Source organism: Staphylococcus haemolyticus, from assembly GCF_006094395.1.
Lineage (GTDB): Bacteria > Bacillota > Bacilli > Staphylococcales > Staphylococcaceae > Staphylococcus > Staphylococcus haemolyticus.
In genome coordinates this window covers 921,167-937,406 of sequence record NZ_CP035291.1, presented here as the reverse complement: position 1 = coordinate 937,406, position 16,240 = coordinate 921,167, and the positions used below count along the sequence as shown (strand labels likewise).

The 16,240-nt window shown below is 31.2% G+C and carries 14 protein-coding genes and 1 pseudogene; 5 read left to right on the top strand and 10 right to left on the bottom strand.

The window, feature by feature from the left end:
* Positions 1–310: 310 nt before the first annotated feature.
* The 4 genes from EQ029_RS04455 to agrA are packed head-to-tail and all read left to right on the top strand — an operon-like array spanning position 311 to position 3,067.
* The gene (locus EQ029_RS04455) at positions 311–877 is read left to right on the top strand and encodes an accessory gene regulator AgrB (RefSeq protein WP_011275304.1); all 567 of its coding nucleotides are present in this window, start codon (positions 311–313) and stop codon (positions 875–877) included.
* A 2-nt stretch (positions 878–879) separates the two neighbouring features.
* Complete coding sequence (gene agrD, locus EQ029_RS04450; protein WP_011275303.1) at positions 880–1,017, top strand: cyclic lactone autoinducer peptide AgrD; 138 nt, start codon at positions 880–882, stop codon at positions 1,015–1,017.
* A gap of 31 nt (positions 1,018–1,048) precedes the next feature.
* Entirely contained in the window at positions 1,049–2,332 is a 1,284-nt protein-coding gene (gene agrC / locus EQ029_RS04445) for a quorum-sensing sensor histidine kinase AgrC (RefSeq protein WP_029376653.1), read from the top strand.
* A gap of 18 nt (positions 2,333–2,350) precedes the next feature.
* Entirely contained in the window at positions 2,351–3,067 is a 717-nt protein-coding gene (gene agrA / locus EQ029_RS04440; protein WP_011275301.1) for a quorum-sensing response regulator AgrA, read from the top strand.
* 116 nt (positions 3,068–3,183) lie between these two features.
* Here the strand turns inward: agrA and EQ029_RS04435 are convergent, their stop codons facing one another.
* The 7 genes from EQ029_RS04435 to EQ029_RS04405 form a co-directional block, all read right to left on the bottom strand.
* On the bottom strand, positions 3,184–4,149 hold the full coding sequence (locus EQ029_RS04435; protein WP_016931059.1) for a carbohydrate kinase family protein: 966 nt from the start codon (positions 4,147–4,149) through the stop codon (positions 3,184–3,186).
* Between the two features lie 3 nt (positions 4,150–4,152).
* Positions 4,153–5,637 carry a glycoside hydrolase family 32 protein gene (locus EQ029_RS04430; protein WP_057504816.1) on the bottom strand — a complete coding sequence of 495 codons (1,485 nt, stop codon included), beginning with the start codon at positions 5,635–5,637 and terminating at the stop codon, positions 4,153–4,155.
* A gap of 84 nt (positions 5,638–5,721) precedes the next feature.
* On the bottom strand, positions 5,722–6,681 hold the full coding sequence (locus tag EQ029_RS04425; RefSeq protein WP_016931061.1) for a LacI family DNA-binding transcriptional regulator: 960 nt from the start codon (positions 6,679–6,681) through the stop codon (positions 5,722–5,724).
* A gap of 99 nt (positions 6,682–6,780) precedes the next feature.
* A complete protein-coding gene (locus EQ029_RS04420) occupies positions 6,781–8,025 on the bottom strand; it encodes an ammonium transporter (RefSeq protein WP_053024112.1) in 1,245 nt (414 codons plus the stop codon).
* Positions 8,026–8,146: 121 nt separating this feature from the next.
* A complete protein-coding gene (locus EQ029_RS04415) occupies positions 8,147–8,371 on the bottom strand; it encodes a sulfurtransferase TusA family protein (RefSeq protein WP_011275296.1) in 225 nt (74 codons plus the stop codon).
* Between the two features lie 19 nt (positions 8,372–8,390).
* A complete protein-coding gene (locus tag EQ029_RS04410; RefSeq protein ID WP_011275295.1) occupies positions 8,391–9,488 on the bottom strand; it encodes a YeeE/YedE family protein in 1,098 nt (365 codons plus the stop codon).
* 195 nt (positions 9,489–9,683) lie between these two features.
* Positions 9,684–10,322 (bottom strand): redox-sensing transcriptional repressor Rex, encoded by a 639-nt coding sequence (locus tag EQ029_RS04405; RefSeq protein WP_011275294.1) that lies wholly within the window; start codon positions 10,320–10,322, stop codon positions 9,684–9,686.
* A 240-nt stretch (positions 10,323–10,562) separates the two neighbouring features.
* Between EQ029_RS04405 and abc-f the strand changes: the two genes are divergently transcribed.
* The gene (gene abc-f / locus EQ029_RS04400; RefSeq protein WP_011275293.1) at positions 10,563–12,506 is read left to right on the top strand and encodes a ribosomal protection-like ABC-F family protein; all 1,944 of its coding nucleotides are present in this window, start codon (positions 10,563–10,565) and stop codon (positions 12,504–12,506) included.
* Positions 12,507–12,513: 7 nt separating this feature from the next.
* Here the strand turns inward: abc-f and EQ029_RS04395 are convergent.
* From EQ029_RS04395 to rimI, 3 genes and pseudogenes are all read right to left on the bottom strand, one after another.
* Positions 12,514–14,191, bottom strand: a pseudogene (locus EQ029_RS04395) (IS1182 family transposase).
* A gap of 601 nt (positions 14,192–14,792) precedes the next feature.
* Positions 14,793–15,821: a tRNA (adenosine(37)-N6)-threonylcarbamoyltransferase complex transferase subunit TsaD gene (gene tsaD / locus EQ029_RS04390; RefSeq protein WP_037559040.1), complete on the bottom strand. Its 1,029-nt coding sequence runs from the start codon at positions 15,819–15,821 to the stop codon at positions 14,793–14,795.
* Positions 15,814–16,239 carry a ribosomal protein S18-alanine N-acetyltransferase gene (gene rimI / locus EQ029_RS04385; protein WP_486559387.1) on the bottom strand — a complete coding sequence of 142 codons (426 nt, stop codon included), beginning with the start codon at positions 16,237–16,239 and terminating at the stop codon, positions 15,814–15,816. Before rimI ends, tsaD begins: the two co-directional genes overlap by 8 nt.
* Position 16,240: the final 1 nt, after the last annotated feature.

Genomic DNA, 16,240 nt, shown 5'->3' with positions numbered 1-16,240 from the left:
AATAATTTCGCAACTACAAACAAAATTATTTAACTCAATTACCAAACAATAACTATTAAATTTAAAGACTAAGATTATTAAGTTTTTATCACTTGTAAGTGATATGAGTCTATTTAAACACAACCTATTAATAAATAATTAATTATTTCTTAAATCGCATTTTTTTATACATAACTGTAATATTTTATATGTTAAAATATTACTTGTAATTTCAATATAACAGTTAAGTATTTATTTTGAACAGTTAAGCATAAGTACCCAGACCAATTGCACTAAATTGTATAATTGATATAAGGAGAGTGGCACACCATTGAAAGCAATTGATAATAAGATTGAGCAATTCGCATTATATTTACAACGCAAAAATAATCTTGATCATATTCAATTTTTGAAAGTAAGATTGGGATTACAAGTTGTTGTAAGCAATCTAGCAAAAACAATTGTGACATATGGTGTTGCACTTATCTTCCATACATTTCTATACACTTTATTTACACATGTTAGTTATTTTTTAGTTAGACGTTATGCACACGGTGCACATGCAAAATCATCATTGCTATGTCATGTTCAAAATTTAGCTTTATTTGTAGCGTTACCCTGGTTGCTAGTATATTTTCAAGTGAATCTGGGTATTATGTATTCTGTAGTTGCAATTGGGACGGTTTTAATTATTTACTATGCTCCTTCAGCAACTAAGAAACAACCAATTCCTAGTCACTTAAAAATGAAAAAGAAGTTATTATCAATCATCATAACAATGGTTTTATTAATAATTTCATTTTTAGCACCAGAACCGTTTAAGCAATTAATTTTATTAGGAATTACACTTGAGAGCATTACATTATTACCAATCTTTTTTCCTAGGGAGGATAATTAATTATGACAGTATTAGTAGATTTAATCATTAAATTATTTACATTTCTTTTACAATCAATTGGTACAATAGCTTCATTCACTCCTTGTACTACTTATTTTGATGAACCAGAAGTACCTGAGGAGCTAACAAACGCTAAATAATGATAAAAAAGTGTAGAAAGTGTGTATAAGTATGGATTTTTTATCAAATGTGCCATTAGCAGTTTTCCAAGGAATACTACTATTTATAGTTTCAAATATAATTTTAAATTTAAAATACTCATTAAGGGATTATTTACTAATTGCAGGAATAATAATCCCTTCTTCTATTCTATATTATTTTTTTGATAGCTTTGCATTGATTATTTTATTAGTAGGATGTGCCATTTTTTTATATTCAAAAGTTCAATTTTATTCTATTTTGACTGTACTAAGTTGTGCTATCATAATGTTTTTTAGTAATTTTGTAACAGTTATTACATTTGTGCTTTTTGAAAATTACTTAAACACTAAATTTTTAATATTTATTGTATACATAACAATATTTAGCAGCTTTTCAATTCTGTTTGGTGTTTTTTTCCGCTTTTTATTAAATAAATTAAAACAATCATATTTATCTATCAACAAAACGTATCTTACAATTATTTCGCTTGTCTTGATTTTATCTTTTATAATATTATACGTTTACTCTCAAACACCGAAGCTAGATACTTCGTCTTTAAAAATGTACGGTTTAATTTTTATTGGAATTATTCTTTTCTTTACTGTTCTAATTATTTTCATATCTAACTACATGATTAAAGAACTTCGTTATAAACGCAATATGGAAGAGATTGAAACGTACTATGAATATACGTTACAAATTGAATCAATTAACAATGAAATGCGTAAGTTTAGACATGATTATGTGAACATCTTAACGACAATGTCTGAATATATTCGAGAAGATGATATGCCAGGATTAAGACAATATTTTAATGAAAATATCGTACCTATGAAAGATAACCTTCAAATGAAGTCTATTAAAATTAATGGAACTGAGAATTTAAAAGTACGTGCGATTAAAGGCTTGGTTACCACTAAAATTTTACAAGCTCAAGAGAAAAATATTCCGATTAGTATAGAAGTTCCTGAGTTAGTAGAACATATTGAAATGAACACGATTGACCTTAGTCGTATTATTGGAATTATCACTGATAATGCAATTGAAGCATCTGAAGCACTTGAAGATGCGTTAATACGTATCGCTTTTATTAATACAGACTCGTCCGTCATGTTTATTGTTATGAATAAATGTAAAGAAGATATGCCACGTATTCATGAGTTATTTCAAGAGCGCTTTTCAACTAAAGGTGAAAATAGAGGTTTAGGATTAAGTACTTTAAAGGAGATTACTGATTCTACCGAAAATGTATTACTAGATACTACAATAGAAAATGGCTACTTTATACAAAAAGTAGAAATCATTAACAAATAGTCATAAGGATGTGTAATCATGAAAATATTCATTTGTGAAGATGATGTAAAACAACGCGAAAATATGGTTTCAATTATTAATAATTACATTATGATTGAAGAAAAACCTATGGAGATTGCGCTTGCAACAGACGATCCTTATGAAGTCATTGAAAAATCTAAAGAGATGAATGATGTCGGATGTTACTTTCTAGATATTCAATTAGAGGCTGATATCAACGGTATTAAATTAGGTAGTGAAATTCGTAAGTATGACCCAATTGGGAATATCATATTCGTTACAAGTCATAGTGAGTTAACGTACCTAACCTTTGTTTACAAAGTGTCAGCGATGGATTTTATCTTTAAAGATGATCCAAGCCAATTACAGTCCAGAATTATTGATTGCTTAGAAACTGCACATACCCGCTTAAAATTATTATCTAAAGAAAGTACTGTTGAGACGATTGAATTGAAACGAGGAAGTAATTCAATTTATGTTCAATATGATGACGTAATGTTTTTCGAATCATCTACAAAATCACATCGGTTAATCGCACATTTAGATAATCGTCAAATTGAGTTCTATGGCAATTTAAAAGAACTTGCACAACTTGATGAGCGGTTCTTTAGATGTCACAACAGCTTCGTTGTTAATAGACATAATATTGAATCCATAGATTCAAAAGAACGTATTGTCAATTTTAAAAACGGTGAGCACTGTTTTGCTTCCGTTCGTAATGTAAAAAAAATATAGTTATGTCTATCAAACTATTTAATTATAACTTCATCAGAGAAGCAAAAATAATTGAGAATATCAGGCATAAAAAAGCCAGTAAATGAATTACTAAAATCATTTGCTGGCAATTTTTATCATTTATTTAATTCAGTTGTAACATCTTCAATTGTAGGAATACTCTCTATTGCACCATATTTAGTTGTAACCTGTGCGGCAACCATGTTGCTAAATCTGAGAATGTCCTGTCCTTCTTCTTTAAGCAACTTAGTAATATTTAATTCGTCACTCAATAGCATTCTACTTATTGCAGCTCCTATAAAGGCATCCCCTGCGCCAGTTGTATCAATTGCTTTTACTTTAAATCCTTTATGATGTATCTTAGTCCCATCTTTTAAAACGATACTTGCACCTGCAGCACCTTGAGTATATATAACTGCTTCTACAGAACCCTCAAATAATGATTGAATAGCTTTATCTTCATCCGCTTCACCAGTTATAAATTCTAGCTCTTCATCTGAAATTTTAATCACATTAGCTTTCGGTAAAAATTCATGTATTGCTTCTTTACATGCTTCAGCATTTTGCCAAAGAGGTAAACGAACATTAGGATCAAAAACAATGGTTGCATTTGCTGACTTAAATTTATTTACCATAGCTTTGTGAGCTTCTTTCATATTACTTTCAACTAAATCAACAGAACAGAAATGTAATACATCGTTTGGATTGATTGTAATTTCATTTAGATATTCAGCTTTATAAAGCATATCAGCTGAGGGTTTACGATAAAATGAAAAATCTCTTTGCCCATCTTCTTTTAAACTCACAAATGCTAGTGCAGTATTAGCTTCATCTGTTCGCTTTATAAATTGAGTACCTACACCAATATTTTTTAAAGTTTCTACGATAATGTCTCCAAATGCATCATTACCTAATTGAGTGACCATTTCAGTGGAGGCACCCATTTTACGAGCTACACTCACAACATTAGCTGGTGCACCTCCAACCTGCCTACTAAACTGTTCAACATCTTTAAGTTCAGAGTTCTTAACATTTGGAATAAAATCTATTAATGCTTCACCTATCCCATATAACTTTCTCATTTTTTACTCATCCTTAAGTTCATATTTAGTGAATTTTAAATATACTTGTCCAGTCTCTGTTGAAGTTTCTATACCTGTAGCATTTTCATTTGGAAATATTCTTGATGTTAAAACACGTTCCCCATCATTACAGAATATTTCAATACTAGATGTATCAACAAATATTTGCAAACGTGTAAGAGGAGAATCCAATACGGTACTTCTCGTTAAATCTTGAACATTTTCAGGCAATAATCCACTTTCTGAGCGATCTAATGTAATTTTTTGATCCCCTGTATTATATATAATTTTGGTGTTATTTTGCTTTGAGGTACGTAATTCAAAATAAATTTTTGAAGCATCATTTTCAATAACGTCAATAATTAGTTCATATTGTTTGCCTTCATATGGATGTAATTTTCGGTTAAATTTATTTGCATAACCTAATGCCGTTTCTTTATTTTTACGTAATCGTTCAAGACCTTTAAACGGGCGTTGTCGTAATTGATCATTCTCTATTGATAGTACTCTAGGTATCGTTAAACAATGTGCCCATCCTTCTTCATCAGTAGGATAATTTATTTCTGGTAAGCCCATCCAACCTATTAAAACTCGATTGCCATTTTCATCTAAAAAAGTTTGGGGTGCGTAAAAATCAAAACCATTATCCAGTTCTACAAATTCACTATGATCAAAGGATAATGAATCAAAATTTAAATCCCCAATTAAATAGCCTGATTGATATATATTTCTAAACTGATCCCCTTGTGGTTTTATTCCTTGAGGGCTGAAAAGTAAGATATCCTTAGAATCTAATTTAAAATAATCGGGACATTCCCACATATAACCAAAGTTTTTTAATTTAGTATCAATTTCTCCACAATATGACCATTGATTTAGTTGCTTATCATTCGTTTTATAAATTAGGCAACAACCAAGTTCCTCGTTTGTTTGAGCACCTATAATCGCATAATATTCATTATTTAATTCAAATACTTTAGGATCTCTAAAATGACTTGTGTACCCTTCAGGTTGTGAAGGAATTACGGGTGCATCAAATTTAGTAATCGCTCCGTTATTTTGAACTTTAGCGATCATCTGACTAGCATATCGATTCCATTGTTCATCACGATGATTGCCTGTATACATGTAATATAAATCTCCATTATGCTCAAAAGCACTACCACTGTAAACACCATGGCTATCATAATATGTATCGGGTTTAATTAAGGTATCTTGTGGTTCAAACGTCACTAAATCATCACTAGTATAATTAAACCAATATTTCAATCCATGCACTGCTCCTAATGGGAACCATTGATGTGAAATATAATATTTGCCATTATGATAAATTAATCCATTAGGATCATTTAGCAAACCAGTTTCAGGTTGAATATGAAATGTTTGACGAAATCTTGACGCTTTAACTTGTTGCTTGAGAATTTCTAAGTACTTTTTATCAACGTCTTCAATACAACGATAACGTTCTTCTCTTGACCATTCAGCCATATTATTCCTCCAAAATAATTTAAATCTAAATTTAATATAATTTTATCATTGATTATGGTATCGGTTCCATAGTTTTAAATATTTTTAAAAATTCTCTATTTCAACAGGAATGACAGTTTTAGATACTGCATTTTTAGAAAAAATTAATTCATTCAATTGGTTCATAGCATACGTGCCAGCTTTAAAATAATTGAATTTAACTGTCGTAATAGCGGGTGTAACAAGTTGTGTCATTGGGTCTCCCCCAAATCCAAAAATTTGATAATTTCCAGTAGCATTGTTTTGTTGAGAATAAAATTTATGAATTGCTAATGCAATAGGATCTGTTGCTCCAATTAACGCATCGATACCACTAGCATTTTTTAACTTCTCAGAAACATCATTTTTTGCCTCTTCATATTTAAAAGAAGTTAAATAAATTTCAGGATAAACATCGTATTTTTTTAAACCATCAATAATACCTTGTTTACGTTTGACGCCTACAGCAACGTCCTCCTCACTTACACCAAAGAATACAACGTTTTTATGCTTTTTACTCCCTATCTGTTCCCCTACTATAAAACCTGCTTGATAATCATCATGAATTATACTATGTAAATTGGGATAGGATTGTCCAACTAGAATTACCGGTACATTTAATTTTTCAATTACTTCCAAGTGTTCATCAGTCAAAGTAGTAGCCATTAATATGATGCCATCCACTTTACTTCTTGAAAATGTCTCCAAGGCCTCTATTTCAGCACGTATATCTAAACCAGTATAGTTAAGTAATAATTGATATTGATGTTGATGGCATACAGATACAATTCCTTTCACAGTTTCATCAACCGCATGTGAATTCATCCTTGGAATGATAGCACCAATTAGATTCGTATGCTTAGCTCTTAAACTTTGAGCAAACTGATTTGGCTGATAATCATGTTCTTCAATAATTCGACTTAATTTTTCTTTAGTTTGGGGGCTTACTGAGCCACCATTTAAAAAGCGGGAGACCGTGCTTTTAGATACTCCCGCTAAATTTGCGATATCTGATATATTTTTCATTAGATTAATCACCTAAATTAGTTTTCATTTAAGAATTATTTTATCACAGAAATAATCTCTCAAAGTAACTTTTTAATATGTATTAGACTAATAATATTATCAATATCTCTTATTTAATTTGTTTAGTTCTCCATAAAAATAGGCTTTCTCACCATGAACAAGTTGATCTAAACCTGCTTTATCTTCTTCTTCCGTAGTAGCGATAGGCATTATTTTCTGTAAAATTTTTCCTATAATCCATGTTAAAACAATGGTATAACACAATACCACGATTACAGCTAGTATTTGAATTAAGACAGAGTGTACATCTCCTGTATAAATTAAACCATTTGATACATCATTATTAACATGTTGTGATTGAAAAACACCGGTAAGAATAGCACCAACAATGCCTCCAGCGCCATGGATACCAAATGCATCAAGTGTATCGTTATATTTATACTTCACTTTGATTACATTAATAACAAGATAACAAACGATTCCACCTGCAAATGAAATAATAAAAGCACTGAAATAACTAACGTAGCCTGCTGCCGGTGTAATAGCGACTAACCCTGCTAACACGCCTGATAACAACCCAAGTAAACTTAATTTCTTAGTAATACAGTACTCAACTACTAACCAGCTAAAAGCACCACCACTTGCAGCAATAATCGTATTTACAAATGATGTTAATGCGACATCATTTAAAGTATAAGCACTACCTGTGTTAAAGCCATACCAACCTATCCATACTAAAATACCGCCAATTAAAGTGATTAAAAGATTATGTGGCTGTATTTTTTCAATTTTTTTACCATTACCTATCATGATAGCTAAAATAAGTCCTGAGAGTCCAGATGTGATATGTACAACTGTACCACCTGCATAATCAAGGGCACCAAGTTGTTGAATCCAACCTCCGCCCCACACCCAATGTGCAACTGGACTATATATTAAAATCACCCATAAAAAGATAAAGATAATAAATGGAAAGAATTTCATACGTTCAGCGATTGAACCTGAAAGTATTGAAACTGCAATTGTACAAAACATCATTTGGAATAGCATAAATAATGCAAATGGAATATGTGGACTTAATTGATCATTAACTGCAAATCCGACATGCTGTAGTCCAATTAAATCGAAATTTCCTATCAAAGCATTTCCCGTTCCAAAACTTAATGAAAATCCTAATACAACCCATGTGAAAGTCACGATAACCATTGCTGCCATACTTTGCATTACTGTATTCAAAACATTCTTTGATTGAACTAGACCACCGTAAAACAAGCTAAGACCTGGTGTCATAATCCATACAAGTAAAGTGCAAAGAAATAAAAAAATTGTGTCATCCATCTTCATAATTACCACTTCCTTTAAAAATATCATAATGATACTAAATTGAAATAGCAAAAATGTGTAAGATAAAATGACACAATATGTTACATAATATAACAAAGACATTTTGCATGCCTATTTTGTTTTAAGCTTTCTGAATTGTAATTGTCCATGAAGCATCGTCTAATTGTTCATAATTCGTAACTGGATAACCTTGCTCAGCTGCCCAATTAGGAATAGCTTCTGTTGCTTGTGTGCAATCAAAATCAATTTTAAGTTCATCACCATTATCTAGTGTTTGCATTTTCTTTTGCGCTTCTATCAATGGGAATGGACAAACCATACCTACAGTACCTAATTCATATAACATTGTATTACCTCCAAATTAATTAAGTTGTTTGTACTTGTTTTGTCGCTGTTGTTGCTTGAGACTTAGATGTTTGTTTTTCTAATTTTTTCATTGGTCTTATAAATATAAAGTAACTCATAAACCATACACCTAAAATCATAGAACCAAGTGCTATCCATCCTTTCCAAGACATGATAGCAGTTTCTACTAAACCATTTCCAATTGAACATCCTCCAGCTACTGAAGCACCAAATCCCATACAAATACCACCAATAGCACTATTGCGAATGGTCTTTTTATCAGGTAATCGCCATTTAAATTCACGTGATCCTTTAGCAGCAATATAAGAACCTAAGAATATACCTAAAATTAATAAAACTCCCCAATCAATTAGCTTAGTATCACCTGTTATTAAAAAAGTAATTAAATTTGCTGAAGGTGTGGTAATGCCTAAGCCGTAATCTCTTCCAGTAGAAATACTCATTGGCCAAGCTATCAAAGCAATTAATCCTACTGCAATACCAGCTACAAATGGATGGTATCGTTTTTCAAATAAATAGTGTCTCAAGCCACTATATTTTTGTTTAAGCTTTGGAACTGCAAATTTGGGTTTTGGTTTACGTAATGTTTTAGTTACAAAAATGATAGTTATAATTGTTAATACTAACGTAAACACCCACATAGGAATACCGGTAGTCTGAGACATATTTGCATTAATGTTTGTAGGTTTATTAATCCATGACATTACTGGAAGTAATATACCAGTTTTAGTAATAGCAGCAGTTACAGCATATAGTACGAGCGCTACCCAACTGCCAATCAAACCTTCACCAGCTCGATACCATGTACCTGTAGCACATCCTCCTGCTAATACAATACCGATTCCAAATATAAAAGCACCAATAATTGTACCTATAATTGGAAATGTACTATCTGGGATAGATATAACATTTAATCCAGTTAAAATAAGTAGTCCAATACTTTGGACAGTAATAGCAACTAATAAGGCATAAAACATTTTATTATTTTTTTGAACGTACATATCTCTGAAGCCACCAGCTAAACAGAAGCGTGTACGTTGCATCACAAACCCTAATAATATACCTACTATAAGACCACTAATGATCATCCATATCACTATCAATTCATCCTTTCCCGATTGTTTTACTAAGGTGTTATAATCAATTGTACTAAATTTTGCAACATCTTAAAATTAAACGCTTTTGATTTTAATAATATGATGTTTTAAAAACTAAATGAAATTAATGAATGTTAAACGCAAATTAAAAACACCCCTCTTATAAAGAAGGATGCAAGAATATAAATATAAAAATTAATTAGAATAGTTTTTCATAAAGAATAGCAATGATTGCAATTCTATGCCCAAGTCAATATGATGCACTTGTACGGTATTAGGTACTTCTATTCTAGCTGGTGTGAAATTTAGTATACCCTGAATATCAGCTTCAACCAACTGATTTGCAACGCGTTGTGCTGCTTCCTCTGGTGTAGTTAATATTACAACATTGATATTTTGAGCATTGAGTACTTTCTTCAAATCGTTCATATGATGCACAGATACATCACCAATCTCTGTTCCGACAATCTGTTCATCTATATCAAAAGCCTCAGTTATTGTCATTTCATCATGAATTGAAAAGTTATATGTCAAAAGTGCTCGACCTAAATTACCAACACCTACTAAAGCTATGTGTATATTATCACTATCACTTAATGCTGTTTTAAAGAATTCTAATAGACTATCTATATTGTAACCGTAGCCTTTTTTGCCTAATTCTCCAAAATAAGAGAAATCTCTTCGGATGGTTGCTGATTCAATATTGAGTGCCTCACTAATAGCCTTAGAATTAACCCTATCAATGCCTTTTGACTTGAGTGTGTTAACGAATCTGTAATATAAAGGTAATCGCTTCAAAGTTGCCCGTGGAATTTTAGATTTATTATGAGCCATTTAAAATGCCCCCCTTTATGTTTGAATTTTATAATCTATGTATCCAAACTATTTTGAGTGCTATACGTTTTAAATTTAAAAATGTCGTTATGTCCTATTATGAATACTGGAATATTATACCCTAACATATTTTAAAAATAAATAACTTAGTTTCAAGAAACTAAGTAATACGGTAAAATATAGAGTAATATACAATCTAATTTCGAGTAATAAACTTATAAATAGAAAGGTGAAACCTGAATGATACTCTTGCAATTAAACGATATTTCGAAATCATTTGATGGCGAAGATATTTTCACGCGTGTGAATTTCGAAGTAAAAACAGGCGAACGAATTGGTGTCGTAGGCAGAAACGGTGCTGGTAAATCGACTTTAATGAAAATCATTGCCGGTGTTGAAGACTATGATAGCGGTCATATATCAAAAATCAAAAATTTACGTATGGGTTATTTAACACAGCAAATGACACTTAATTCATCTGCTTCAGTCTTCGAAGAAATGTCAAAACCGTTTGAACATTTAAAAAAAATGGAACTTCTAATTAGAGAAGAAACGAATTGGCTAGCTGATCATGCATCTAACTACTATTCCGAAGAATATCAACAACATATGGAACGCTATGAATCTTTAACTAATCAATTCGAACAACTTGATGGTTATCAGTATGAAAGTAAAATCAAAACTGTTCTACATGGTTTAAATTTCAATGAAGATGATTTCGATAAACCTATCAATGATTTCAGTGGTGGTCAAAAAACGCGATTATCCTTAGCCCAAATGCTATTGAATGAGCCAGATTTATTACTACTAGACGAACCTACAAACCATTTAGATTTAGAAACGACGAAGTGGTTAGAAGATTATTTAAAATATTTCAAAGGTGCCATTGTTATTATCAGTCACGATAGATATTTCCTAGATAAAATAGTCACTCAAATATATGATGTTGCACTTGGCGATGTTAAACGTTACGTCGGAAATTATGAACAATTTATTGAGCAACGTGATAAATATTACGAAAGCAGAATGCAAGAATATGAACGTCAGCAAGATGAAATTAAAAGATTAGAAACATTTGTAGAGAAAAATATAACACGTGCTTCAACTAGTGGAATGGCAAAAAGTCGTCGAAAAACACTAGAAAAAATGGAACGTATTGACAAACCTATGTTGGACGCAAGAAGTGCTAACATTCAATTTGGCTTTAATCGTAATACAGGTAATGACGTTATGAATATACGTAATCTGAAAATTGGTTATGACTCGCCTATTACATCTCCTATTAATATTGAAGTAAGTAAGGGGGATCATATTGCCATTATTGGCCCAAATGGCGTAGGTAAAACTACTCTAATCAAGACCATCGCTCAACGTCAAAATCAATTAGAAGGTGAAATTACCTTTGGTGCAAATCTTCAAATTGGTTATTACGATCAAAAGCAAGCTGAATTTAAATCTAATAAAACAATTATCGACTATGTTTGGGATCAATATCCAACAATGAATGAAAAAGATATTCGCGCTATACTCGGACGTTTCTTATTCGTGCAAGATGATGTAAAGAAAGTAATCAATGATTTATCTGGTGGAGAAAAAGCTCGTTTGCAATTAGCGCTACTTATGCTTCAAAGAGATAATGTATTAATTCTTGATGAACCAACAAACCATCTTGATATAGATTCTAAAGAGATGTTAGAACAAGCGCTAAAAGATTTTGAAGGAACCATTCTTTTTGTATCACACGATCGTTACTTTATTAATCAATTGGCAAATAAAGTATTCGACTTAAATTATGACGGTGGCCAAATGTATTTGGGAGATTATCAATATTACATCGAGAAAACAGAAGAAGCAGCGGCACTTGAAGCTTTTAAAAATGAGCGCAATGATTTTAGTAAAGAGGATACTTCAAATCAAAATGAAGCTAATGAAAATGTAAATACCTATGATTCTCAAAAGCAACAACGTCGTGAGCAAAGAAAATTAGAACGTCTCATTGAGAACTGTGAAGCCAAAATTGAAGCATTTGAGAATGAAATAGCACGCATTGATGAACAACTCACTCAGCCTGACGTATTCAATAATCCTGAAAAAGCCTCATCATTAGCGAATCAGAAACTTGAAACCGAACAAATGTTAGAACAGGTTATGTCGGAATGGGAAAATTTACAAGAAAATATCTAAAGACTCATTATTTTACCAGAGTCCGGGACATAAAGTTCTTGGATAAGTGAAAAAAAGACAATTTCTATTGAAATAATATAGAAATTGTCTTTTTTATAAATTTTTTGATTATTTTCAGCTCGTTGAGCTACTACTTTTCTTATATTAAGTGCCATTAATACAAAACCAAGTTCTCTTTTGACTTTATTGAGTCCTCGGACAGACATCCGAGTGAAACCCAAAATAGCCTTCATAAATCCAAAAACAGGTTCCACATCAATTTTTCTTTGACTGTAGATATTTTTTGTTTCTGGTTCTGAAAGCTTTTTGTTAATTTGGGATTTAAAATATTCCCAGTTATAATTCTTCATTATTTTTTTGTTTGTTTTTGAATTGAAGTTCATACATTGATTTTTCAGAGGACATTCTGAACAATCATCACATTCATATAATTTGAAGTCTCGCTTATAACCATACTTATCATGACGATAGGCATATCTTTTAAAACCTAGCCGTTTATTATTCGGACAAATGAATTCGTCATTAATTTCGTCATAGTTCCAATTTTGAGTATTAAAGATGTCACTTTTATATTTTTTAGTTTTATCTTTTATAAACATTCCATATGTTATGAGTGGCGTTCGATTAAAGTCATCTATAATTGCCTTATAATTTGATTCACTACCATAACCTGCATCAGCTACAATATATTCAGGTAAATGACCGTAGGTCTCTTGAATTGAATTTAAAAATGGAATCATCGTTCTAGTATCCGTTGGATTTTGATACACATTATAAGATAAAACAAATTGGGAATTTGTCGCTATTTGTAAATTATACCCTGGCTTAAGTTGTCCATTTTTCATGTGATCTTCTTTCATTCTCATAAATGTCGCATCATGATCTGTCTTAGAATAACTATTTCTATCCTTTAAAATAGATTTTTGAAATTCGTATCGATACTTTCGCTCAAAATAATCATTGATTTGCTTTTTGTATTTTTTGATTTTAGTTCTTTTGAGACGTATTTGTTTTCTTGTTTTAGTACATTTTTCATTGTTGATATGTTGGTTTAAATCTTCGATTTCTTTATCTAAGTGACTACCAATCAAATCTATTTCTTCTTTTGTTAATTCATTATCATGATCTTCTTTAATTTCCGGTATGATTTTATTGGTTACCAATTCATGGTAGAGGGCTTTAGAATCCTCATTCATCTTTGATTCATGGTTTTGAATACTCTTTTTCCATACAAATGTATATCGATTGGCATTTGCTTCAATTTTTGTACCATCAATAAAAATAGCTTTATCATCTATAAGATTTTGTTTTACACACTGACTGTAAAATTGAATAAATAAAGATTCTAATAAAGCATCTACTTTTGGATTTACTCTAAATCGATTAATTGTTTTATAAGAAGGTTTTTGATTTTGTGATAGCCACATCATTCGGATGCTATCATTAAGCATTTTTTCTATTTTACGACCTGAGAATACAGATTGTGTGTAGGCATATAGAATCACTTTTAACATCATTTTAGGATGGTACGAAGTTGCACCACGGTGATGTCTGAATTCGTCGAATTCATTGTCAGGAATTGTTTCAACAATATCATTTACATGTCGTGAAATATCATTTGTGGGGATAAGAACTGAAGTTTCCATTGGTAGAGTAAGTTGAGTCATGTTATAATTTTTATACATAAGGCACCTCGTTAATTTAGTTTAGTGATGTTTATTAAATTATACGAAAGTGCTTTATTTTTTTAAAGTATTACAATGTAAAATTACATATAAATACAAAGTATTTTGGCGAGACTCTTGAGGGAACAGGACAAGCTGAAGACTACAGGCTGAAGCTGTCCCCTAAGAAAGCGAGCCAACAATACGGAGTATTGTAAATAAAGAAGCCAGTAAATGAATTTGTTAAAACTCATTTACTGGCTATTTCTCTAGGGTTTATGTCCCAGACTCATTTTTTTATACAAATTTCAACAAAAGTTATAAACAGCTAAAATACGATATTATCAGCTATCCACATAGTTATCCCACTTATCCACAACTTATTTTAAATTCATTTACAAGATTTTTACACAAAATTAAATTCATATCCACATTGTTAAGAACGGTTTATCCACAACTTATACACTTAATGTTGATAAGTACAAACGTTCCCTATTGACCTTTTGAATTATTTTAATCTCAATAAAAAACCTCTTGTTAACAGTGGATCTTAATCCTTACGTTAAAAGAGGTTCCTTTTGATTATTGAAATAATTAATTCGATTAAATAAATAATATAAATTTAAACTTCTATAGTAGCTTCTTCTATATCCATATTATTTTCACCATTCAAATCTAACTTAGCTGTAATTCCTGACTGATAATAGTAATATGCTGCAGCACCAATCATTGCTGCATTATCAGTACATAATTTAGGACTTGGAATGGATAAATGAATATTATTATCTTCACATAATTGTTGTAATCGGTATCGCAATCCTTTATTACTTGCAACACCTCCAGCAACAATAAGTCTGTTAACTTTATAGGCTTTACATGCATTAATCGCTTTAGTACTTAACACGTCTACAACACTATTTTGAAAACTAGTTGCTACATCTTCTTTTACAACTTCTTCATTCTTTTGTCGCAAATTATGCAGTTTATTTATAACAGAACTTTTCAATCCACTAAAACTAAAATCATAACTTTCCTTTTCTAACCACACTCTTGGAAAATCATAAGTATCTTTACCATATTGAGCTAATTTATCAATTTGTGGCCCTCCTGGGTATGGTAAATCAATTGTTCGAGCGACTTTATCATACGCCTCTCCCACTGCATCATCTCTTGTCTCACCAATAACTTCGAAATGCATATGAGATTTCATATATACTAATTCAGTATGCCCCCCTGACACAATTAGCGCAATTAATGGAAATGTTAATGGTTCTTCTAAATGATTGGCATAAATGTGACCTGCAATATGGTGCACAGGAATAAGTGGTTTGTCATAAGCAAAAGCTAGTGCTTTCGCTGCATTAATACCGATAAGTAATGCGCCAATTAATCCTGGTCCTTGAGTCACTGCTATTGCATCAATATCATTCATTGATATATTTGCAGTTGTTAATGCTTCTTCAATCGTTGTCGTAATCCCTTCAACGTGATGTCGACTTGCAACTTCAGGTACAACACCACCGAAACGCTTATGACTCTCAATTTGACTTAATACAATATTAGATAAAATTGAATTTCCATTTTTAATGACACTTACACTTGTTTCATCACAACTCGTTTCTATTGCTAATATTAATGTTTCTTTATTCATTTAAGTTCACCCACATTACCATTGCATCCTCGCCTTCTCCATAATAATTTTTACGTTTACCTCCAAATTGAAAACCCAAATTAGTATAAACATGTTGCGCAATTACATTATCTATCCTAACTTCCAAACTCATCACTTCACATGAATGGCTTGCATAATCCATTACATACTTTAATAATAATTGTCCCAGTCCATAACCTCTAGAGTCTTTACGAATTGCTATCGTTGTAATTTGAGCTTGATCAATAACCATCCATAGTCCTAGATATCCGATAATTTCATTTTCAAAAACAATTACAAAATATTTAGCAAAGTTATTTTCATTCAATTCATGATAAAATGCATCAATTGTCCACGAACTATCATTGAAACTATCTCGTTCTATATCGAATACACTGGGGACATCATCTACTTGCATT

Excerpts from the sequence above, each read along its gene's own strand:
- agrD (WP_011275303.1), top strand. The coding sequence starts at position 880 with ATGACAGTATTAGTAGATTTAATCATTAAATTATTTACATTTCTTTTA.
- agrC (WP_029376653.1), top strand. The coding sequence starts at position 1,049 with ATGGATTTTTTATCAAATGTGCCATTAGCAGTTTTCCAAGGAATACTA.
- agrA (WP_011275301.1), top strand. The coding sequence starts at position 2,351 with ATGAAAATATTCATTTGTGAAGATGATGTAAAACAACGCGAAAATATG.
- EQ029_RS04435 (WP_016931059.1), bottom strand. The coding sequence starts at position 4,149 with ATGAGAAAGTTATATGGGATAGGTGAAGCATTAATAGATTTTATTCCA.
- EQ029_RS04430 (WP_057504816.1), bottom strand. The coding sequence starts at position 5,637 with ATGGCTGAATGGTCAAGAGAAGAACGTTATCGTTGTATTGAAGACGTT.
- EQ029_RS04425 (WP_016931061.1), bottom strand. The coding sequence starts at position 6,681 with ATGAAAAATATATCAGATATCGCAAATTTAGCGGGAGTATCTAAAAGC.
- EQ029_RS04420 (WP_053024112.1), bottom strand. The coding sequence starts at position 8,025 with ATGAAGATGGATGACACAATTTTTTTATTTCTTTGCACTTTACTTGTA.
- EQ029_RS04415 (WP_011275296.1), bottom strand. The coding sequence starts at position 8,371 with ATGTTATATGAATTAGGTACTGTAGGTATGGTTTGTCCATTCCCATTG.
- EQ029_RS04405 (WP_011275294.1), bottom strand. The coding sequence starts at position 10,322 with ATGGCTCATAATAAATCTAAAATTCCACGGGCAACTTTGAAGCGATTA.
- abc-f (WP_011275293.1), top strand. The coding sequence starts at position 10,563 with ATGATACTCTTGCAATTAAACGATATTTCGAAATCATTTGATGGCGAA.
- tsaD (WP_037559040.1), bottom strand. The coding sequence starts at position 15,821 with ATGAATAAAGAAACATTAATATTAGCAATAGAAACGAGTTGTGATGAA.
- rimI (WP_486559387.1), bottom strand. The coding sequence starts at position 16,239 with ATGCAAGTAGATGATGTCCCCAGTGTATTCGATATAGAACGAGATAGT.